The organism is Candidatus Binatia bacterium (assembly GCA_035631035.1).
GTDB lineage: Bacteria > Eisenbacteria > RBG-16-71-46 > SZUA-252 > SZUA-252 > DASQJL01.
Window position 1 is genome coordinate 1 of sequence record DASQJL010000113.1, and the last position, 20,984, is coordinate 20,984.

Here is a 20,984-nt window from a genome sequence, read left to right on the forward strand (position 1 = left end):
GAGCGCTTCTTCGGCTCTTCGGCAGCTCCAGGCGCCGCATCGGGACGGGGCGCTGATTTTTCTCCGGGGGATCCGTCGGCCGGGGTCCCTGCGCCGGCCGGGGTCCCTGCGCCGGCCGGGGTGCCTGCACCGGCCGCGGCACCTTTAGCGGCACCGGCCGCAGCACCGGCCGTAACCGCGCTCGCAAAGAGGTCCTCGATCTCCTCCCGTACGGCGGCCGCCGGGTCGTTCTCCGCTCCCGGCTTGGCCAGCCGCCGGCGCACTCCTTCGAGAACGCGGTCGGTCGCGGCGGGCCCGACGTCGGCGCGCAGGAGCGCCTCCTCGAGCTTCTCGAAATCCTCTTCGGTGAGTTTGTGGCCGGGACGGAGGACCGCGGCCGCCTGTCCCATGACGGCTTCGCGGGTCTTCTTGAGGCCCTGGGTGAACCGGTCGAGGAATCCCACGGAGTGATGCTACTACGCCTGGGTCTCGACCTGCTCCATTTCGGGAGATGCGGCGGTGGTCGCGTCCGGGCCGGCATCGACCCCGACGTTCGAGCCGCCGTCGGCGCCGACCGCCGCGGCGTCGCCGTTCTCCGAAGCCGCGGCGGCTTCTTCGATGTCGCCCTCTTCGCGATTCCACCGCACGGAGACGATCTTGGACACGCCCGGCTCCTGCATCGTGACGCCGTACAGGATGTCCGCGACCTCCATCGTCTTCTTGTTGTGCGTGACGACGATGAACTGGGTCTTCTGGCTGAAGTCGCGAAGCAGGCGGACGAAGCGGTCCACGTTGGCGTCGTCGAGCGGCGCGTCCACTTCGTCGAGGATGCAGAAGGGGGACGGCTTCACGAGGTAGATGGCGAACAGGAGCGCGATGGCGGTGAGCGCCTTCTCGCCTCCCGACAGCAGCGAGATCGACTGCGGCTTCTTCCCGCGCGGGCGCGCCATGATCTCGATCTCGGCCTCGAGCGGGTCGTCGCCGGTCAGCATCAGCGCGGCCTCGCCCCCTTCGAACAGCGTGGTGAAGACGGTGCGGAAATGCCCGCTTACTTCCTCGAAGGTCTTGAGGAAGAGCTCCGACGCGGTCTGGTTGATCTTCTCGATCGCCTCCAGGAGCTGCTGGCGCGCGTCGTCCAGATCCTTGCGCTGGCCCGTGAGGAAGTTGAGCCGTTGCCGGCGCTCTTCGTAGTCCTGGACGGCGAGGAGGTTCACGGGACCGAGTCCGCGGAGCTTTTCTTGTAGCATGCGCAGACGTTCGCGGCGCGCCACGGGGGAGGCGGGTTCCGTGGTCCCTGAAAGATTCGCCGTCGGCGGCTCCGCCGCCTCGGCGGACATCTCGGCGGACATCTCGGCGGACATCTCGATCGGGGCTTCCACGATCGCCTCGTCCGGCACGACCCCCTCCTCGACATCCGCGACGTCGATCTCCTCGATCTCGACCCCTGCGTCGCCCTCGGCGGGCAGCGCCGGCACGTAGGCGGCGAGGTCCAGCTCGTACTCGTTCCAGATCCGCTCGATCAGCCGGCGCGCGGCGCCTTCGGATTCGGTCTGCTCCAGCTCGATCCGATGGAGCCGCTCGGTCAACTCCTGGTGCTCGCGGCGGAAGTCCCGCGTGCGCGTCTCGATGTCGTCGACGTTCCCCTTCACCGCGCCGAAGCGCTCGCGCGTGCCGTGCAGCACGAGCTCCTTCTCCGCCTTGAGCCGGATCTCTTCGGCCAGCTCTTCTTCCCGGCGCGCGCACAGGGTCGTCGCCTCTTCGATCCGTCGCTCCGTCTCGGCCGCCTCCTCGTCGCGGCTCTTGATGTCGCGCTCCGCCTCGTCGGCGCTCTGGCGCATCCGCTCGATCTCGCGCTTGGCCAGGTCGAACGCGGCGCGCGAGCGCGCGGCGTCGATCCGCGTCTCGGCATGCTGCGCGGTCAGGCGGTCCCGCTCCTGCTCGGTGGCCCGGAACTCCGCCTCCTCCCGCGCCAGGATGTCGTCCACGCGGCCGCGTTCGGCCTCGGCGCTCCGGAGCTTCTCCTCGGCCACCTCCGCCTCGGCGCGCGTGCGGGCCGCCTCATCCTCCAGCGAGCGAAGCGCGTCGGCAAGCGACTTGGAGGCCTTGGCCATGGCGTCGCCCCGGATGGTCTGCTCGGCGCGGCGGCCCTCCAGCGCGCGGTGCGACTCTTCGACCGACACGAGCGACCGGGCGGCGGCTTCCTGGGCCGCCTGCGCTTCGGCGCGCTCGGCGCGGAGCTTCTCCGAGGCGCCCAGCGTCTCGGCGAGCGCGGCCGAGGAGCGCTCGATCGCCGCCGCCAGCTCGATCAGCTCGTCCTCCCGCCGCAGCACCGATCCGGCGCGCGTCGCGCCGCTGCCGCCATGGATGATCCCCGGGGCGACGATCCGCTCCCCGGTCTCGGTCACGAAGTGGAGCCGATGCTCGGGGTGTTTCAAGATCAGGTCGAGGCCGGTGCGCACCGAGTCGACGACGATGATCCCGGAGAGCAGGAACGACGCGAGCGTGATGTAGCCGGGCTCGAAGCGCACGTGCTCGATCAGGGGTCCCCGGACGCCGGGCGCGCTCAGCACCTCTTCGGGAATGGCAGCGACGCGCGCGCGGGAGATCCGGTCGAGCGCGATGAACGTCGCGCGCCCCTCGCCGCTCTCTTCGAGGGCCGTCAGGGCGGCGAGCGCGGCGTCGGTCCGCTCGGCCACGATGAACTGGACCGCCTCGCCCAGCGCCGCTTCGAGGGCGACCAGCCATTCACCCGAGGCGTGGAGCACGTCGCCCACGGTGCCGAGGATCCGGTCGGGGCGGGTCTTCCCCGCCACCAGCCACCGCACCGAGGCGTCGTAGCCCTCGTAGCTGTTCTTCAGCTCGGTCAGCGTGGCGTGCCGCGACTCGAGCGCCGCGTGCGCCTCGCGGGCGCGCTTCTCCGTCTCGTCCTGCGCGAAGAGCCGCCGCTCCACCTCGGCGATCGCCTCGACCGCCCGCTGGACGCCGCGCTTGGCCTCCTCGACGCCGAGCGCCGACGCCTCGATCGAGCGGGCGACGTCGGCCAGCGTGGCGCGGAGCGTCTCCTCCTCGTTCGCGATCGACGAGAGCTGGGCCGCGAGCTCGTCCTTCCGGCGGCTCAGGTCCTCTTCCTTGGTCCGGAGCGAGCGCGCGCTCGATTCCTGCTCCACGCGGGCCTGGAAGAGATCGAGCGAGAGCTGCTTCCGAGTCCCGAGCGCGGCGCGGCGCTCTTCGAGCACCGGGCCGAGCTGCGCGAGCCGCAGCGCCAGCGCCTCTTCCTCGGCCCCCTTCTCGGCCTGCACCTGCTCGAGACGCACCTGCTCCTCGGCCAGGCGCACCGCGGCGGCGCGCACCTCTTCGACGCTGGCGCGCAGGCGGCTGGATTCCGAGCGCGCGTGCTCCAGCTTCTCGACCAGGTTCGACCGGCGCTCGCGAAGCACGGCGACCTCGTTCAGGAGCGCCGCACCCCGCGCCTCGTGCTCGCTCAGCGCCTCCTGCGCGAGCCGCACCTCACCCTCGCGCTTCAACAGCTCGAGCTTCAGCTCCTCCAGCTCGGCCTCGTGGCGCGCGAGGTGTCCGGCGCGCTCCGCCCGGCGCTGGTCCAGCGCCAGCCGCTCCGCCCGAAGCCCGCCCGAGCCCGACGTCAGCCGGTCGTGCTCCTCCTTGGCGAGACCGAGATCGATGGAGCGGATCTCGTCCTTCAGCCGGCCGTACTTCCGCGCTTTCCCCACCTGGCGCGCGAGCGAGCGCACCTCGCGCTCGATCTCGCCCACGACGTCGTTCACGCGCGTCAGGTCGGTCAGGGTGAGGTCCAGCTTCTGCAGCGCCTCTTTCTTCCGCGTCTTGTAGCGCATGATCCCGGCCGCTTCCTCGAACAGGAAGCGCCGGTGGCCGCTCTCGTCGGAGAGGACGTTGTCGACCATGCCGCGCTCGATCAGCGAATAGGCGTGGGAGCCCATGCCGGTGTCGAGGAAGAGATCGCGCACGTCGCGCAGGCGGCAGAGGCTCTTGTTGATGAAGTACTCGCTCTGCGCGTTCCGGAAGGTGCGCCGCGCGATGGCGAGCTCGGTGTACTCCGAGGGGAGCACGCCGCGGTTGTTGAACATGGTGAGCGAGACCTCGGCCATGCCGAGCGGCTTCCGCTGCGCCGAGCCGGTGAAGATCACGTCCTCGAGCGTGTCCCCGCGCAGGTGGCGCATGTTCTGCTCGCCCAGCACCCAGCGGATCGCCTCGACGATGTTCGTCTTGCCGCTGCCGTTGGGGCCGACCACCGCCGTGATCCCGGGGCCGAAGTCGACGCGGACGCGCTGCGGGAAGGATTTGAAGCCCTGGATGTCGAGTCGCTTGAGGAACACGTCCTACCTCTTCGTTTGCGGGTAGCTCTCCGCGCGGTCGACCGCGCCGGTCTTGAGGAGCCACTGGGCGTAGGTGGCCGCCTCGGCTTCGGTCGCGAACCGCCCCACGAACACGCGATACCAGGCGCCCCCGGGAGGGGGCGGATCGAACCAGGCGTCCAGCTTCTTCGCGCGGAGCGCCGCCACGATCTCCTTCACCTTGGTCTCGGTGCGGAACGAGGCGACGTGGACGCGGAACGGCTTGGCCGCGTCGGCCGCGCCGGACCCGAGGCCGGGAAGCGAGCCCGCGCCGGTGCCGCCGAGCCCCGCGCGAAGCGCCTCGCGTGCGGGAGGGCGGCTTGCCACCGGGGGCGACGATGCGGGCGGCGTCGCGGGCGCGGCCGCCTGGGGCGGCGCGGACGTCCCCGTTCCGGGCGTCTCCGCGCTCTGGAACTCCTTGCCCATCGCGGTGACCGACCCGATCTGGCCGGAGCCCGGCGTCGCCGGAGCGCCGACCATGGCCGAGGGATCGTCGAGGTTGCCCCCCTCATCGGTCGCCGGCGTCACCGGCTCCTCGCCCGCGGGCTGGTTCGCCTGCACCGATCCCCGCGGCGGAGCGGGGCGCCTGGAGAGGAGCGCCGAAAGACCTCCGGCCACGAGCGCCAGCCCGAGCACCGCCCCCACGAGGATACCGAGGTTGCCGCGCCGGGCGGTCGGCTTCTTCTCGACGATCCCCCGGCGCACGTCGCGCTCGAGGGCCGCCTCCAGATCGCGCTCGGCGCCCCGGTCTTCCACGCGGGTCGCCCGCGCGGCCGGGGCGGCGGGCGCGGGGGCCGCGGCGCGAGCCACCTCCGCGGCGTAGAGCGCGGCCGAGGCCTCCCGCTCCCAGGCGGGAGGCTCCGCGGGGGCGAGCGCGGGCGAGACCGCGGCCGGAGCGAGGGCGGGCGCGCCGACGCTCGGGGCCGATGCGGCCTCGACCCGGCGCGCCGCGGGAGCGTCGGCCGGCTCGATCCCGACGCAGCCGATCATCGGCGCGTCCGAGGCCCACAGCTCGAGGAAGGCGTCGCGCAGGTCGGCGCGTCCGATCCGCTCGGTGGCGGCGGCCAGGATCACGGCGTCCATCTTCTTGGAGAGCTTGCCGGTGAAGCCGCGGCGGTCGAGGAGCGGCGCGGAGTAGATCGCCACGTCCACGCAGGAAGCGAAGACGCGCCCCGCCCGCACCCAGTCGGGATGCTCGGCGATGCGCGACTCTTCGGGCGGGTGGCTCCCGGGACCAATCAGCCAGAGCTTGTCGGCCACGATCTCCCAGGCGACGCGCCCGAACGAGCAGCCGTATTCCAGGACGTCCACCAGCCCCTCGTTCGGATGGCTGGGCGGACGGGAGACGGTCGGATTCCAGAAATCGAGGTCGATCACGGCGACGCGGAGGCCGCGGCGACTCCACTCGCGCGCGAGACAGAGCGCGGTGGCGAAGCATTCGGGATCGTGCGGGAAGCCGGCGACCAGGAGGGAGCGGAGCGTCAGCGATCGGCGGGTCTCGTTGAGGCTGTCGACGACGGGGCCGAGCACCTCGGCGCCGGAGGAGATGTCGAGGAGCTGGGCCAGGCCCGCCCCCGCCGGCACCGGACGCACGCGCGCCGAGCCCAGGAGGGGCAAATTCACCTCGCGCGCGAAATCCGTGGGGTTCGCGTAGCGCTCCGGATAGGTCTCCACCGCCGCCATCTACCCTTCCTCGTCGAGGACCCGAGCCACCGCAGCGACCAACCGGGGGAGATCGCGCCCCGGCACCGTACGCATGTCCAGCAGAACCCTTCCCGCTTCGATACGGGCCAGCACCGGATCGGGCCCCAGCCGAAGCGCGCGAGCGAGGGTTTCCGCGCGGCCGCGAGGCGCCCGTAGCGCCAGCGCGAAGGACGGCACACGCGCGAGCGGCATGGCGCCGCCCCCCACTTCGCCGCTGCAAGGTATCACCTCCGCGCCGGTCCGCCTAGCGCGTTCCGCTCCCAAAGCGCGCCACGCGCGCCGGGCGCGGGCGCGTACGGAGGCGGCGGGCTCGCCGAGCATGCGAAGCACCGGAATCGCGGCCTCGCGGCGCTCGGGATCGCGGTAGATCCGGAGCGTGGTCTCGAGCGCGGCGAGGGTCATCTTGTCCACCCGCAGCGCGCGCGTCATGGGATTGGCCCGGCACGCCGCGATCAGCTTCTTGGTCCCGGCGAGGATTCCCGCCTGGGGCCCGCCGAGCAGCTTGTCGCCGCTCGCGCACGCGAGCGGCACGCCCTGCGCCATCGCCTCGGCGAGGCGCGGCTCCTCGGGGAGCCCGTACGGCCGGAAATCCACGAGCGCGCCGCTCCCCACGTCCTCGAGCAGCGGGACCTTCTTCCGGCGGGCCAGGCGGACCAGGTCCTCGCGGGAGACCTCCTGGGAAAAGCCGACGATGGCGAAGTTGCTCGGGTGAACCCGGAGGATCGCGCCGGTCGCCTTGCCGATCGCGCGGTCGTAGTCGGCGAGCCTCGTCTTGTTCGTCGTGCCCACCTCGCGGAGGCGCGCCCCGGCGCGCTCCAGGATCTCCGGAATCCGGAAGGACCCCCCGATCTCGACCAGCTGACCGCGCGAGACCACGGCCTCGCGGTCGCGCGCCAGCGTGTTCAGGGCCAGGAGCATCGCGGCCGCGTTGTTGTTCACGACGAGCGCCGCCGGGGCGCCCAGGATCTCCCGGAGAAGCGGCTCCAGGTGCGCCATGCGCGAGCCGCGCGAGCCGGAATCCAGCTCCAGCTCCAGGTTCGAGTAGCGGCGGGCCGCATCGGCGGCCGCGAGCGCGGCCTCTTCGGCGAGCGGCGCGCGCCCGAGGTTGGTGTGGAGAATGACGCCGGTGGCGTTCAGCACCGATCGGAGGCTGGGGCGAAGGCTCGCCTCGGCGGCGGCGGCGGCTTCCGCGGCCAGGGCCCCCGCCGAGGGGGGCGCGGGGGCGGTACTACGGCGGATCTGATCGCGCGCGCGGGACACCGCCGCCCGAACCTGTTCGACGAGCAGCGTTCGCGGGACACGGCCGGCCAAGGCGGCGAGCGGCGCCTCCGACAGGAGCGATTCCACCGAGGGCAGCGCGCGAAGCGCGTCGTTCGTGGCCCCGCGTTTGGGCTTCACGGCGTTTCGCCTCGCGCTGCGCGCTCCGGGATCATCACGCCGCTCCCCCGAGATACGCCTCCTGCACGAAGGGATTGGCGAGCAGCGCCGCGGCCTTGTCGGAGAGGCGGATCACCCCCGTCTCGAGCACGTAGCCCACGTCGGCCACCGCCAGCGCCATGCGAGCGTTCTGCTCGACCAGGACGATCGTCGTCCCGCGCTCGCGGATCTCCCGGATCACGCCGAAGATCTCGCGCACGAGGAGGGGGGCGAGCCCCAGGCTGGGCTCGTCCATCAGGAGGATCTTCGGGCGGGCCATCAGGGCGCGGCCGATCGCGAGCATCTGCTGCTCGCCGCCGCTCAGCGTTCCGGAGGACTGGCGCGCCCGCTCTTGAAGCCGAGGGAAGAGCGCGAAGACCTTCCGCCGGTCCTCCTCGATCCCCTTCCGGTCCTTGCGGAGGTAGGCGCCCATCTCCAGATTGTCGGCCACCGAGAGGTTGGCGAACACGATGCGCCCCTCGGGCACGTGGGAGATCCCCAGGCGGACGATCTTGTGCGCCGGAACGCCCACGATCGACTTTCCGTCGAGCAGGATGCTCCCCTGGCTCGGCCGGATCAGCCCCGAGATGGCGCGCAGGGTCGTGCTCTTGCCCGCGCCGTTGGCGCCGACCAGCGTGACGATCTGCCCCGCTTCGATCCGGATCGAGATCCCCTTGAGCGCGCGGATCCCGCCGTAATGGACGTGCAGGTCTTCGAGGGCGAGGAGGCTCACGCCTCTTCTCCGAGGTAGGCCTCGATCACCTTGGGGTCGCGCCGGATCGCCTCGGGGAGCCCCTCGGCGATCTTCACCCCGTGATCCAGCACCGTGATCCGCTCGCAGATCCCCATCACGACCCTCATGTCGTGCTCGATGAGGAGGACCGTGAGCCCGTAGCTCTCGCGGATCTCGCGGATCAGCTTCATGAGCTGGAGGCTCTCCTGGGGATTCATGCCGGCGGCGGGCTCGTCCAGGAGGAGGAGGCGGGGCTCGGTGGCCAGCGCGCGCGCGATCTCCAGCCGCCGCTGGTCGCCGTAGGGCAGGTTGCGGGCCTTCTCCTCGGCGTAGCCGGAGAGCCCGAACGATTCCAGGAGCTCTCTCGTCCGCACCGCGATCGCCGCCTCCTCCCGTTCGGAGCGCGGGGAGCGGAAGACGCTGTCCGCCACGGTCGCGCCGCAGTGGAGATGGCAGGCGATCCGCACGTTGTCGTAGCAGGTCAGCTCCGCGAAGAGGCGCGGGTTCTGGAACGTGCGCGACACGCCGCGCGCGGCCACGCGCGAGGTGGAGAGTCCCTGGATCGGCGCGCCCTCGAACAGGATCTTCCCCGAGGTCGGGGCGTACACGCCCGTGATCAGGTTGAAGACGGTGGTCTTCCCCGCGCCGTTCGGTCCGATGAGGCCGGCGAGAACCCCCGGCTCGAGCGCCAGGTCCAGGTCGGACACCGCCTTCAATCCGCCGAACGCGCGGGTCACGCGGTCCAGCCGAAGCAAGGGCCCCGCGGGCGCGGGCGCGCCGGCGCGCCCCTTCCGCAGCGCGTGGCGGGGCGGCGCGATCACTTCGCCCCCGTCCCGCCCGGCTCGGGCGACGGCGGCTTGAACCGCCCGAACACCCGCGGCAGGGAGAACTCGCGGTGCCCCAGGATCCCCTGCGGCCTCGCGATCATGAGCACGATGAGGAGCGCCGAGTAGATGATGAGCCGGTCGGCCGCGGCGAAGCGCAGCGCCTCGGGGAGCGCCGTGAGGAGCACCGCCCCGAGGATGGAGCCGGTCAGGCTCCCCATCCCGCCCAGCACGACCATCACGATCACCTCGATCGACTTCATGAAGGTGAACGAGTTCGTGTGGAGGTAGGTGTAGTGGGAGAAGAGGGCGCCCGCGGCGCCGGCGAAGAAGGCCGAGATGACGAACGCGGTCACCTTGTAGCGCGTCGTGGGCACGCCGAGCGCCTCGGCGGCGATCTCGTCCTCGCGGATGGCGAGGAGCGCGCGCCCGTGATAGGAGCGGAGCAGGTTCCGGATCACGACGAAGGTGAGGATCGCCCCGCCCAGCACCCAGGACAGCGTCGTGATCTGCGGGATCCCCGCGAAGCCGCGCGCGCCGCCCACGGCGTCGATGTTCAGGATCGCGACCCGGATGATCTCGCCGAAGCCCAGCGTGACGATCGCGAGGTAGTCCCCCCGGAGCCGCATGGAGGGGAGTCCCACCAGGAACCCCGCGGCCCCCGCGGTCACGCCGCCGATCAGGATCGCCACGATGAAGAAGAGTCCCGCCACGATCCCCTGCGGCGCGCTGCCGCCCAGGAGCGGCGGCACCGCGTAGACGGTGAAGGCCGCGGAGGTGTAGGCGCCGACGGCCATGAACCCGGCGTGGCCGATCGAGAACTGCCCCGTGACGCCGTTGATCAGGTTCAGGCTCAGGGCCAGCATCACGTTCAGGCCGGAGAGGACGAGGATGCGGTAGAAGTAGGGGTTGATCACGCCGGAGAGGAACCGGTCCAGGAGCCAGACGACCACGAGGACCGCCGCGCCGGTCAGGAGGCGGCGGAGCACGCTAGACCTTCTCCGCGACGTTCCGCCCCAGGATCCCGGCCGGCTTGATCAGGAGGACGAGGATCAGGATGACGAACGCGATCGCGTCCCGGAAGGTGGAGGAGACGTAGCCGACCACGAGGTATTCCGAGACCCCCATCACGACCCCGCCGATCACCGCGCCCGGCACGCTCCCGATCCCCCCCAGCACCGCCGCCACGAACGCCTTCACCCCGGGCATGATGCCCATGAGCGGCTCGATCTTGGGATTCGTGAGGCCCACCAGCACGCCCGCGGCCGCCGCCAGCGCCGACCCGATCGCGAAGGTGATCGTGATGATGCGGTTCACGGGAATGCCCATGAGGGACGCCGCGTCGCGATGGAAGGCCACCGCGCGCATCGCTTTCCCGGTCTTGGTGCGGGCGATGAAGAGGGTGAGTCCCACCATCAGCACCAGCGAGACCACCACCACCGTGATCTGGTGGTTCGTCACCATGACGCCGCCGCCGAGATCGATGTTCTTCGGCGCGATGAGCTGCGGGAAGAACTTGGGATCGGCTCCGAAGATGCGGATGCCGAGATTTTCCAGGAGCAGCGAGACGCCGATCGCCGTGATCAAGGCCGTGAGCCGCGACGAGCGGCGCACCGGCCGGTAGGCGAAGAACTCGATCAGGATGCCGAGCACGGCGCAGGCGGCCATCGCGGCGAGGAGGACCACGACCGCGTAGACCGGCGACGGCGAGGCGCCGCCGGCGGCCAGGGCGCGCGCGGCGAAGTAGGCGGTGAACGCCCCCACCATGTAGATGTCGCCGTGCGCGAAGTTGATGAGGCGGAGGATGCCGTACACCATGGTGTAGCCGAGCGCGATGAGGGCGTAGATGCTTCCCCACGCGATTCCGTTCGCGAGCTGCTGGAAGAGCTCCTGCACGCCCCCCGCCTACGGCTCGACGGTGGCGACGTACTTGTAGGCGCGCTTCTCGATCCCGATGAAGACGGCCGGCTTCACCGCGTTCCGCTTCGCGTCCAGGGTGATCCGCCCCGTCACGCCGGGATAGTCCTTCGTCGCGGCGATCAGGTCGCGGAGCTTGGCGCGCGCCGCCTTCTGCGCGTCGTTGCGCGGCCCCATCAGCGCCTGGAACGACTTGGGATCCTCGTCGTGCAGCTTCTGGAGGGCGACGCTCAGCACGCCCGCGGCGTCATAGGCCAGCGCCGCGAGGCCGTCGGGCTTGGCGCCGTAGCGCTGCTGGTAGTCGGCCACGAACTTCTGGACCATCGGGTTGGGATCCCCCTCATAGAAGTGGTTCACGAAGTAGGATCCGTTCAGCGCATCCTCGGCGATCTCGAGCAGCTTCTCCGAGACCCAGCCGTCGCCGCCCAGGAGCGGCGCGGTGATCCCCAGCTCGCGCGCCTGCCGCGCGATCAGCCCCACCTCGGTGTAGTAGCCGGGGACCATGATGAACTGGGGGTTCTTCGCCTTGATCTTGGTGAGCTGCGCCTTGAAGTCCTGATCCCCTTCGGAATAGGACTGGTCGATGACGACCGTGCCGCCCAGCGCCTGGTACGCCTCCGTGAAGTAGTTCGCGAGGCCCACGCTGTAGTCGTTCTTCAAGTCCCGCAGCACCGCCGCCCGGTTCATGTTCAGCGTGTTCTTCGCGAACTTCGCGATCATCTGGCCCTGGAAGGGGTCGATGAAGCAGACGCGGAAGATGTAGTCCCCCAGCTCGGTGACCTTGGGATTGGTCGAGGAGGGGGAGATCATCGGGACGCCGGCCTGCTGGCAGTTCGGGGCCGCGGCCATGCTGCGGCTGGAGGCCACCTCGCCGAGCACCGCGACCACGCCGTTCTGGTCGATCAGCTTGGTGACGGCCGTGGCCGCCTCCTCGGGGAGCGACCGGTCGTCCTCGACGTAAGCGTGGATCTTCGTGCCGCTGATCCCGCCCGCGGCGTTCAGGTTGTCGATGAACATCTCGGAGCCGTTCTTGGTCGAGACGCCGAACGTGGCCGTGGTGCCCGTGAGCGAACCGTAGACGCCCACCGGGATCTCGTTCGAGCGTTTCGCGCAGCCCAGCGGCAGCACCACCGCCGCCGCGAACAGCGTGGCGACGACGGCGCGACTCAGCGTCCGCATCCGGAGCATCAAGCGACCCTCCATGGCGTAAGTGCATGGAACCGCAATGTTTCAAGACACGGCGCCACCCTATCGGAACGTGGGCCGCACTGCAAGGGGCTGCCCTCCCGCGCCCGCCTCCGGCGTTACGGCGCGATCTCGGCGGCGATCGCCTTGCCGCCGCGCACCACCAGCCGCTCCGGCTCGGCCGGGATCACCGGACGGAGCGCGTGGAGCACCCGGCCGTCCTCGCCGTCGTAGAGCTGCCCGCGCAGGGTCTCGCGGAGCCCCGCGGCGTTCACGCATCCCGATTCGATGGCGCGCGCCACCGCCATCCCCACCAGGTAACCCCGGGTCGACATCCGCGTCGGCGCCTCCTGGTTCACGCGCTGATAGCGCGCGGCGAAGGAGTCGGCCGGCGCGCCGAGGAGCGCGTAGTCCGAGGCGAAGAAGGAGGCTCCGTCCAGCGCGTCCCGGGCCTCGCGCAGGAGCCCCTCGGGATCGAGCGACTCGAAGCCGGCGACCTTCACGTCGGGCCACGCCGAGGCGATCTGCGGCGCGGCCACGCCCACGAGCCGCGGGCTTCCGAGGATCACGAGGGTCTTCGCCCGCTTCGCCTTGAGCGCGGCGAGGGAGCGCGTCAGGTCCACCGTCCCGTCCGGAACCCGCTCCACGGCGACGACCGGGACCCCCTGCTCCTTGCAGGCGGCCGCCACCTGCGCGCCGGAGATCGAGTCGTCCGGCGTCTGCGCCACGAGGAGCGCGGTCGTGTTCCGCGGCGCCGCCGACTTCACGTATCGGGCGAGCGCGCTCGCGAGCGTGGCGGGAGGCACGTGGAGCTGGAACACCGCGTCCCCCAGGGTGGCCAGCCGCTCGTTCGTGGCCGAGGGAGAGAGGAGCACCGCGCCCACGACCTGCGTCGCCGCGGCCAGCGGCGCGGTGTTGGCCGTGAAGAGCTCGCCGATCAGGAGCGAGACCCCGTGGTCCTTGAGGAGCCAGCGCGCCTTGCGCGCTCCGACGAGCGGATCCCCCTCCGAGTCGTAGAGCACGAGGGAGATCGACGGCGCGAACTCCCGGTTGTGCTCTTCGACGGCGATCCGGAGGCCGTTCACGAACGTCTTGCCGTAGCGCTCATAGCGTCCCGAGAGCGGCACGATGACGCCCACGCGCGCGATCCCCTGCGCGGCGCGCTTGAGGGCGACCGAATCGAGGGGGCAGCTCTCCAGCCGGTCCACGATCGAGCGGAGATCCTTACGCTGGCTGCCGGTCGCCTTTCCCGCGAGCCCGATCCGCGCGGCCCAGAGCTGCTCGGCGGCCCGGGTCATCGGATCGAGGCGCTGCACGTCCCCCGAGGCCGCGAACTCGAGCGCCCAGCCCGGCGAGGACTCGGGGTCGGGGGCTTCGAGAAGGCGCGCCTTGAGCTCCGCGGCGCGGCGCGGCGGATAGTGCCGCGTGGAGGCCGCCGGCGTCGTGGTGGCGGGCGGTGCCGCGGCGGGCGGAGGCGGGGCCATCGAGGCCGGAGGCGGCGCGACGGGGTCGGCGGCCGCCGCCGTGCCGCCGCAGGGCGCCACGGCGAGGAGCGCGACCACCAGCGCCACCGCCCCCGGAGCCAGGACCGCCCTGGCGCGGTCTCTAGCGCTCACGCGCCGCTTTCGCGTGCTCGCGCGCCAGCTCGACGTAGACGTCCGCCGATTCGCGCAGCCGGGCGAGGATCTCCGGCGGAATGGCCCCGCGCACGCGCGCGGGCATGCCGGCGACGAACGATCGCGGGGGAACGCGCATCCCCTCGAGCACGACCGCGCCGGCGGCCACCAGCGACTCTTCGCCGATCTCGCAGTCGTCGAGGAGGACCGAGCCCATGCCGATCAGGCAGCGGTCCCGCACGACCGCGCCGTGAAGAATCACGCGGTGGCCCACCGTCACCTCGTCGCCGATGGTGAGTCCCGACCGCCCGGTCGTGGCGTGCAGCATGCAGAGGTCCTGGATGTTCGTTCGGGCCCCGACGCGGATCGGTCCGGCGTCGCCGCGAACGACGGTGCCGTACCAGACGCTCGATTCCTCGCCCAAGAGCACGTCGCCGAGGACGACAGCGTTGGCGGCGACGAAGGCGGAGGCCGGCACCCGCGGCGAGGACCCCAGCAGGGGGCCGATCACGCGGGGCGCGGGCGCCGGGGGAGGGTTACAGGTCTTCGGGATTCCACTTGCCGAAGTCTTCGGGACGAAGCTCCTCGAGGAAGTGGCGGAGGTCCTCCGCCTTCTCCTCGGGCGACTTCTCGGACGGCGCGCCTCCCGCCTGCGGCTCCATCGACTTTTCGAACAGCTTGTCGATGATGAAGATGGGCGCGTGGGAGCGGAGGGCGATCGCGATCGAGTCGCTGGGACGGGCGTCGATGGCGACCGCGCCCGATCCGGCGTCGAGGTAGATGCTGGCGAAGAAGGTGGAGTCCTTGAGATCGGTGATCACGACGCGCGAGATCTTCCCTCTCAGGCTCTCGATGATCGTGACGAGGAGATCGTGGGTCAGCGGCCGCTGGTATTTCTTGCCCATCAGCTCGCTGTGGATCGCGCTGGCCTCCATCGGGCCGATCCAGATGGGCAGGACGCGATTCCCTTCGATCTCCTGCAGCAGCACGACTGGGTTCTTCGTTCGCTCGTCGATGGCGAGGCCACCGACGCGTACCGGAATCATGCTCATGGCGGGCCGCGCTCCCGGCGGAGGGCCTACCGTGCGGTATCCGGAGGCGCTCCCGTGCTGTCCGCTCCCTCGGGCGCGTCGTCGAGCTCGGGGGCGGGCTTGTCCATGTTCTCCAGCATCCACTTCGCCGAATTCGCGAGCTCGTGGCGCGGATACTTGTCGAGGAACTTGCGGAACTCCGCTCTGGCCTCGTCGTACTGACCGAGATCCTCCGCATAGGTGAAGCCTATCATGAACGCCGCTTGCACGGACACCGGGTCATCGGGGTAGCGCGTCACCAGATCGCGGTAGAGCTGGATGCGCTGCTGCGGGCTGCCCGCGGCCTGCGCATCCTTGAAGAAGTCCTGGGGCGTGCGCGCCGGCGTCGACGCGACCCGGACCGAATCCTCGAAGACGACCACGCCCGAGGCGCTCTTGAGCGAATCGAGGAAGGTCTGCGAGAGCGTCTCCTGGGCCTGCGTCGAGAGATGGCCGAGGATGCCCTGGCGCACCTCCGCGAGCGGCTGCGTTCGCGCCGGCTCCACGTTGTCCACGCGGATCAGGTGCCACCCTTTCTCGCTCTTCAAGGGCGGGCTGGTCTCCCCCTCCTTCATCGCGAAGGCTTCCTTGACGATCTCCGGGGACTTGCCGATCCCCGGCACGAATTCGGAGCCCGGGGTGACGTAGCCGACGACGCCGCCGTGGTCCGAGGTGGCCTTGTCGGTGGAGTTCGCCCGCGCCAGCGCGTCCCAGAGGGCACCCGCGGCGAGCCGCTTCCGGAGTGCCTCGGCCTTGGCCTTGGTCTCGACCTGGATGTGCCGCACGCGCGCGCGCGCCGGAATCGCGAACTCGGAGGAATGCTCGTCGTAGTACGCCTGGATCTGGGCGTCGGTGGGGGGCGGGAAGTTCGCCATCCGCGCCTGGTAGTACTGCCGCATCAGCGTCTCGCGCGCGGCCTTGGCGACGGCCGCCCGGTAGGCGGGATCCTTCTGGATCCCCGACCGGCGCGCCGCCTGATAGAGCGCCTCCTCGGTGACCATCCGGTCCACCAGGGTCTTGTACCCCTGCGGATCCCGGAGCTGGCCCTGCACGTTGGGGGGCGCCGTCGCGATCAGCGAGTCGACGTCGTGGGCGCGGATCCGCCGGGTGCCCACGATCGCCACGACCGGGCCGAGCGTGTCCGCTTTTCCGGGCGTCCAGACGCGCGTCGACGTCGCGCCCGATCCGCCCGCGGCGGGACGGGCCTTGGAACCACCGCCGCAGCCCGCCGCGGCCAGCGCGGCGACGAGTGCCGCGAGCGCGAGCGCGCGCGGGGCGAGGAGCACCGGGAGCCGAAGCGGATCGCGGCTCACTTCCGGACCACCCACACCTTCACCGGGGCTTCGACGTCCTGGAAGAGATGCACCGGGACTTCGAACACGCCGAGCGCCTTGATCGGCTCTTCGAGGCGGACCGCCTTGCGCTCCACGGGGAACCCCTGGGCCGCCAGCGCCTCGTGGATCTCCGCCGCGGTGACCGAGCCGTACAGCTGGTCCTCTTCGCCCACCTGGACGCTGAACTGGAGCGACGCCTGCATCATCCGGTCCCGTAGCTCGTGCGCGGACTGGCGCTGCTTCTGCTCCAGGGCCACCCGGGCCCGCTCGCGGTCGCGGAACACCGCCTGCGAATTTCCCACCGCCGCGATCGCCTTCTTGCGCGGAAGCAGGTAGTTGCGCGCATAGCCGTCCGCCACGCGCACGGTGGCGCCGCGCTTGCCGAGACCTTCCATCTCCTCCAGCAGAATCACTTCCATCGAACGAAACCCTCCTAATCGTCGGACTTGTCGGCCCGCCGCCCGACGGAACCGCCGGGCCCGGGCACCAGCCGGCGCCGAAAGTCGTACCAGGAATCCAGGAACCCGATCGCGAGAAACGCGAGGAACAGAATCGGCATGAACGCCACGAGGACGAGGATCGCGCCCTGCACGAGGGCGTTCATCTCGAACGCGATCGCGGTGAAGCGCGCGACCGCGATCCCCTGCACCGTGTAGGCGAGCAGGAGCGGAAAGGCGAGATTGGCGCCGGCCACCGTGGCCCAGGGAAGGCGCGTCACGACCAGCGCCAGCGCCACGGCGAACGCCCAGGCCGCGGCCGGATGCACCCGCCACGTGGAGAAATCGCGGAACGCGGGGAGACCGCGCTCGCGGAAGAGAACGCTCGCGAGCCAGACATTCACCGACAGCACGCTGATCCACTTGAGCGCGAAGAGCGAGGGGAGAAGGAACGAGTAGATGCGCTCCATCTGCCCGAGCGCGATCTCGAACTCCGCGCGGGAGACGCCGAGCGTCTCCGAGAAGCGGAGGTCCGATTCCAGGCGGCGCACCTCGGCGAGCCGCGCCGCGAACGTGCGCGAGAGCTCGTCCATGCCGCCGAGGAGCAGGTAGCCGACCACGACCGCCAGGATCGGGGCCGCGGCCAGCGTCATCGCCGTGGACGCGCGGTCGCCCCGCCGCGCCGAGGCGCTCAGGAGCAGGCCGGACGTGCTCAGCACCGCGACGAACACGAGGCGCGAGGGCTCGGTGACCCCCGCCGCGTACACCGCGCCCAGCGTCGCGGTCGCCGCGAGCGCTCCGACCAGGAGCCCCACGTGCCGCGCCAGCCAGAAGAGCGCGAACGGAAGCAGGCCGTACGCCCACGGCAGCGGCACGGGAATATCCGTGTTCGCGACCATGACGATGCCGGCCCCGAAGAGCAGCACCCCCGCCACGCGGATCCACTCCGCGGGGGAGGCCGCCTCCCTCACCTTCGAATCAGCGATATTGGTCACTGGTGAACGGCAGAAGAGCCAGGATACGCGCCCGCTTCACCGCCTCGGTGATCTGGGACTGGTGCCGGGCGCAGGTGCCGGAAATCCGCCGGGGGACGATCTTGCCGCGATCGGTGATGAATCGCGACAGACGCCGGTCGTCCTTGTAGTCGATCCGGTCCACCTTGTCGAAACAGAGCTTGCAGAACTTGCGTCGATACGACCGCGATTCGCCATCGCGAGCCATAGGTCTCCTCCTCTAGGGGTGCCTTCGAGACGCCGCCCTGGGGCGGACGTCCCGCATTATTCCGCTGCCGTGGGCGCGGGCTCGGCCGGCGCCGGAGCGCCTTCGGCCCGGGGCGCGCCCTCCGTCTTGGCCTCTTCGGCCGGACGGGGCGAGTCCTTGGGGGCGAGCACCGTCAGATGCCGGAGCACGCTCTCGTTCAGGCGGAATCTCCGGTCCATCTCCGCGATCAGGGTCGCCGGGCTCTTGTGCTTTACGTGGATATACGTGCCGTCCCGCCGCTTCTTGATGTTGTAGGCGAGCTTCTTCTTGCCCCACCGTTGGACCTCGACGACTTCGCCCCCCGCCTGCGCGATCGGGCCCGTCACGCGGTCCAATTCCTCGTTGATCCGCGCCTCTTCCAGGCCCGGATCGAAGATGATCGTCGTTTCGTACAGTTTCATGGGTTCCCTCATGGCTCAACCGGATCGAGCACGAACCGGTTCCACCGGTTCATGGCCTGCGTGAGTCCTTCCGCGGCCGCGTCGAACGCGGCCGAGGCCGCCGCCTCGATCACGCGCGGCAGCAAGGCCTCTTCTTCCTCTAAGAACGGCTCCAGGACGAATTCCTTGAGCCGATCCGACGTGGGGGCGGGCCCGACGCCGATGCGCAGCCTGGGAAAAGCGTCCGTCCCGGCCGAAAGCGCGATCGATTCCAGCCCCTGGTGCCCCGCCGTCCCCCCCCGGGAGCGGATCCGAAGCGACCCCAGCGGCAGGTACACCTCGTCGCACGCCACCAGGATCTCCGACGCCGCCCACCCCTCCGCCAGAAGGGTCCGGAACGCGTCGCCGCTCCGGTTCATGTAGCGCTCGGGCCTGGCGAGAAGCACCGTGTGGCGCCCGGCTCTCCCCTCGCCGCGGGACATCCCCGCGCCCTTCGTCCATCCCTGGAAGCGCCCCAGCCGCTTCGCCAGCGCGTCCACCGCCATCCAGCCGGCGTTGTGGCGCGTCGCCGCGTATTCCGGCCCGGGGTTTCCCAATCCCAGGACGACCTTGATCGCGTGCGCCTCGTTAACCTTCCTTGCCCCCTTCCGCCGCCTCTTCGCCTTCCTTCTTCGAGGCCACGAGCTCCGGCTCCGTCGGCGCTTCCTCGGCCGGCTTCGCCTCCTCGAGCACCGTCGGCGGGACGACCGTCGCGATGCCGCGGTCGGCCTCGGTGACGATCACGACCCGCTCCGCCTTGATGTCGCTGACGTGCAGCGTGTCGCCGATGTTCAGGGCCGACACGTCGACCTCGAGGTGGGTGGGGATGTCGGTCGGAAGGCACTCGATCTCCACCTCGCGCAGGAGGTGCTCCAGGATGCCGCCGCCGTCCTTCACGCCGGTCGGCAGTCCGACGAGCTCGATCGGGACCTCGACGGTGATCCGCTCGGTGAGCGAGATGTGCTGCAGGTCGAGGTGCAGGATGTTCCCCTGCACCGGATCGCGCTGGATCTCCCGGATCAGCGCTTTCCGGTCGGCCGTCGCGGCCCCCGAGACCATGAGGTCCACGATGACGTTGGCGCCCGAAGCTCCCTGCAGGAGCGTGTCGACCTCCTTCGCGTTCACGATGAGGGAGATCGGCGTCTCGCCGCGCCCGTAATAGACGGCGGGAATGCGTCCGGCGGCGCGGAGCTTCTTCGCGAAGCCCTTGCCGACGACGGTCCGCTGCTCGCCGTTCAAACTGGTGATGGCCATGATCGATGCTCCTGGGTGATTCGTTCACGCGCCCCGGGGGCGCGCCGGTTTCCGAACAGCGTCAGATGAACAGCGAGCTCAGCGACTCCTCGTCGTGGATGCGGCGGATCGCCTCCGCCAGAAGGGGCGCGACCGAGAGCACCCGGATCTCCTTGGGAAGCGAGCCCAAGGCGTGCGGGATGCTGTCCGTGACGACGAGCTCCTTCACGGAGGAGTGCGCGATCAGATCCGCGGCCCCGCCGCACAGCACGCCGTGCGTCGCCGCCGCATAGATGTCCCGGGCGCCCGCGTCCTTGAGCGCCTTCGCCGCCTCGACCAGGGTGGAGCCGGTGCTCACGATGTCGTCGAAGATCACGACGTTCTTCCCGTCCACCTCGCCGATCACGTTCATCATCTCCACCGCGTCCGGGCGGGGCCGGCGCTTGTCCACGATCGCCAGGCTGGCCGAGAGGCGCTTGGCGTAGGCCCGAGCCATCTTGACGCTCCCGATGTCCGGCGCCACGACGACGACGTTCGGGATCTGCCGGCGAAGGAAGTAGTCGACCAGGACCGGCGCGGCGTAGAGGTGATCGAACGGGATGTCGAAGAACCCCTGGATCTGGGCCGAGTGCAGATCCATCGTCATCACGCGGTCGGCCCCCGCCGTCGTGATGAGATTCGCGACCAGCTTCGCGGTGATCGGGACCCGCGGCTGGTCCTTCCGGTCCTGCCGCTGAAACCCGTAGTAGGGAATCACCGCGGTGACGCGCCGCGCCGACGCGCGCCGCACCGCGTCCACCATGATCAGCAGCTCCATGAGATTGGACGCGGGCGGAAACGTCGGCTGGAACACGAAGATGTCCGACCCGCGAATGTTCTCGTTGATCTTGACCAGCGTCTCCCCGTCGGCGAACTGCTCCACCGTCGCGTCGCCGAGGTCGATCCCGAGATGCGCGCAGATCGCTTCGGCGAGGGGACGGTTGGCGTTCCCCGAGAAGAGACGGAGTCCCCGCTCCACGTGGCGCGCGTCGTGCGTCTCGGAGAGCGGCTTCGACATGGGCACGGCGCGGCGATCGGTGGCCAGCTTGACCGTCATCGGACTCCCCTCCTCCGGACCGCAACGAAACGATCGAACATGAAAAAGACCCAAAGCCCGATTGACGCCATCGTCAATCGGGCCCGAGACGCCGCGCGGCGCTCGATGGACCGGAGGGCCGGACTGCGGGCCCCCGGGGCCCTGTGACCGAGGTCAAAAGCGAACCTTGGGTCTGCGCGGCGGAGCCGCTTCGCTCCGCCCCTACTGCCTGCCAATGTGCGACTTCGAGTGTTCCGACTTCGAGTATACGAAAACGGTGGTTGGGGCGGGAGGATTCGAACCTCCGAATGGGAGATCCAAAGTCTCCTGGCTTACCACTTGCCGACGCCCCATCCGCCGCAGGGCCGCCGGCGACCGGTACTGCCGGCGCCCGCCGCTCGCCTGCCCTATG

At 70.5% G+C, this 20,984-nt stretch carries 20 protein-coding genes and 1 tRNA gene; all 21 read right to left on the reverse strand.

What is annotated here, in order from left to right; all coding sequences use genetic code 11:
* Positions 1 to 443, reverse strand: a 443-nt coding sequence (locus tag VE326_12215; protein HYJ33973.1) for a signal recognition particle receptor subunit alpha, incomplete at its 3' end; no start/stop codon positions are given.
* Positions 444 to 455: 12 nt separating this feature from the next.
* Positions 456 to 4,331: a chromosome segregation protein SMC gene (smc, locus tag VE326_12220; protein HYJ33974.1), complete on the reverse strand. Its 3,876-nt coding sequence runs from the start codon at positions 4,329 to 4,331 to the stop codon at positions 456 to 458.
* Positions 4,332 to 4,334: 3 nt separating this feature from the next.
* The gene (locus tag VE326_12225) at positions 4,335 to 6,032 is read right to left on the reverse strand and encodes an SPOR domain-containing protein (GenBank protein HYJ33975.1); all 1,698 of its coding nucleotides are present in this window, start codon (positions 6,030 to 6,032) and stop codon (positions 4,335 to 4,337) included.
* Positions 6,033 to 7,451: an L-seryl-tRNA(Sec) selenium transferase gene (gene selA / locus VE326_12230; protein ID HYJ33976.1), complete on the reverse strand. Its 1,419-nt coding sequence runs from the start codon at positions 7,449 to 7,451 to the stop codon at positions 6,033 to 6,035.
* Positions 7,452 to 7,485: 34 nt separating this feature from the next.
* Positions 7,486 to 8,202, reverse strand: coding sequence for an ABC transporter ATP-binding protein (locus tag VE326_12235; GenBank protein ID HYJ33977.1), 717 nt, complete (start codon positions 8,200 to 8,202; stop codon positions 7,486 to 7,488).
* Positions 8,199 to 9,020 (reverse strand): ABC transporter ATP-binding protein, encoded by an 822-nt coding sequence (locus VE326_12240; GenBank protein ID HYJ33978.1) that lies wholly within the window; start codon positions 9,018 to 9,020, stop codon positions 8,199 to 8,201. The genes VE326_12235 and VE326_12240 overlap by 4 nt, the downstream gene beginning before the upstream one ends.
* A complete protein-coding gene (locus tag VE326_12245) occupies positions 9,020 to 10,015 on the reverse strand; it encodes a branched-chain amino acid ABC transporter permease (GenBank protein HYJ33979.1) in 996 nt (331 codons plus the stop codon). The genes VE326_12240 and VE326_12245 overlap by 1 nt, the downstream gene beginning before the upstream one ends.
* A gap of 1 nt (position 10,016) precedes the next feature.
* Entirely contained in the window at positions 10,017 to 10,922 is a 906-nt protein-coding gene (locus tag VE326_12250) for a branched-chain amino acid ABC transporter permease (protein HYJ33980.1), read from the reverse strand.
* Between the two features lie 9 nt (positions 10,923 to 10,931).
* The gene (locus tag VE326_12255) at positions 10,932 to 12,131 is read right to left on the reverse strand and encodes an ABC transporter substrate-binding protein (protein ID HYJ33981.1); all 1,200 of its coding nucleotides are present in this window, start codon (positions 12,129 to 12,131) and stop codon (positions 10,932 to 10,934) included.
* Between the two features lie 116 nt (positions 12,132 to 12,247).
* On the reverse strand, positions 12,248 to 13,744 hold the full coding sequence (locus VE326_12260; protein ID HYJ33982.1) for an ABC transporter substrate-binding protein: 1,497 nt from the start codon (positions 13,742 to 13,744) through the stop codon (positions 12,248 to 12,250).
* Positions 13,734 to 14,255, reverse strand: a complete 522-nt coding sequence (locus tag VE326_12265; GenBank protein ID HYJ33983.1) for a gamma carbonic anhydrase family protein — start codon at positions 14,253 to 14,255, stop codon at positions 13,734 to 13,736. Before VE326_12265 ends, VE326_12260 begins: the two co-directional genes overlap by 11 nt.
* 25 nt (positions 14,256 to 14,280) lie before the next feature.
* Positions 14,281 to 14,796, reverse strand: a complete 516-nt coding sequence (locus tag VE326_12270; GenBank protein ID HYJ33984.1) for a bifunctional nuclease family protein — start codon at positions 14,794 to 14,796, stop codon at positions 14,281 to 14,283.
* A gap of 26 nt (positions 14,797 to 14,822) precedes the next feature.
* Positions 14,823 to 16,127: a peptidyl-prolyl cis-trans isomerase gene (locus VE326_12275; protein HYJ33985.1), complete on the reverse strand. Its 1,305-nt coding sequence runs from the start codon at positions 16,125 to 16,127 to the stop codon at positions 14,823 to 14,825.
* Positions 16,124 to 16,567, reverse strand: a complete 444-nt coding sequence (gene rplI, locus VE326_12280; GenBank protein ID HYJ33986.1) for a 50S ribosomal protein L9 — start codon at positions 16,565 to 16,567, stop codon at positions 16,124 to 16,126. Before rplI ends, VE326_12275 begins: the two co-directional genes overlap by 4 nt.
* Positions 16,568 to 16,581: 14 nt before the next feature.
* The gene (locus VE326_12285; protein ID HYJ33987.1) at positions 16,582 to 17,556 is read right to left on the reverse strand and encodes a DUF2232 domain-containing protein; all 975 of its coding nucleotides are present in this window, start codon (positions 17,554 to 17,556) and stop codon (positions 16,582 to 16,584) included.
* Positions 17,557 to 17,563: 7 nt separating this feature from the next.
* Entirely contained in the window at positions 17,564 to 17,806 is a 243-nt protein-coding gene (gene rpsR / locus VE326_12290; GenBank protein ID HYJ33988.1) for a 30S ribosomal protein S18, read from the reverse strand.
* Positions 17,807 to 17,862: 56 nt separating this feature from the next.
* On the reverse strand, positions 17,863 to 18,246 hold the full coding sequence (gene rpsF / locus VE326_12295) for a 30S ribosomal protein S6 (GenBank protein ID HYJ33989.1): 384 nt from the start codon (positions 18,244 to 18,246) through the stop codon (positions 17,863 to 17,865).
* 8 nt (positions 18,247 to 18,254) lie between these two features.
* Positions 18,255 to 18,839: an aminoacyl-tRNA hydrolase gene (gene pth / locus VE326_12300; GenBank protein HYJ33990.1), complete on the reverse strand. Its 585-nt coding sequence runs from the start codon at positions 18,837 to 18,839 to the stop codon at positions 18,255 to 18,257.
* Positions 18,840 to 18,852: 13 nt separating this feature from the next.
* Positions 18,853 to 19,518 (reverse strand): 50S ribosomal protein L25, encoded by a 666-nt coding sequence (locus VE326_12305; protein HYJ33991.1) that lies wholly within the window; start codon positions 19,516 to 19,518, stop codon positions 18,853 to 18,855.
* Between the two features lie 61 nt (positions 19,519 to 19,579).
* Entirely contained in the window at positions 19,580 to 20,593 is a 1,014-nt protein-coding gene (locus VE326_12310; protein ID HYJ33992.1) for a ribose-phosphate pyrophosphokinase, read from the reverse strand.
* A 257-nt stretch (positions 20,594 to 20,850) separates the two neighbouring features.
* Positions 20,851 to 20,925 (reverse strand) — tRNA-Gln (locus VE326_12315).
* Between the last annotated feature and the right edge of the window lie 59 nt (positions 20,926 to 20,984).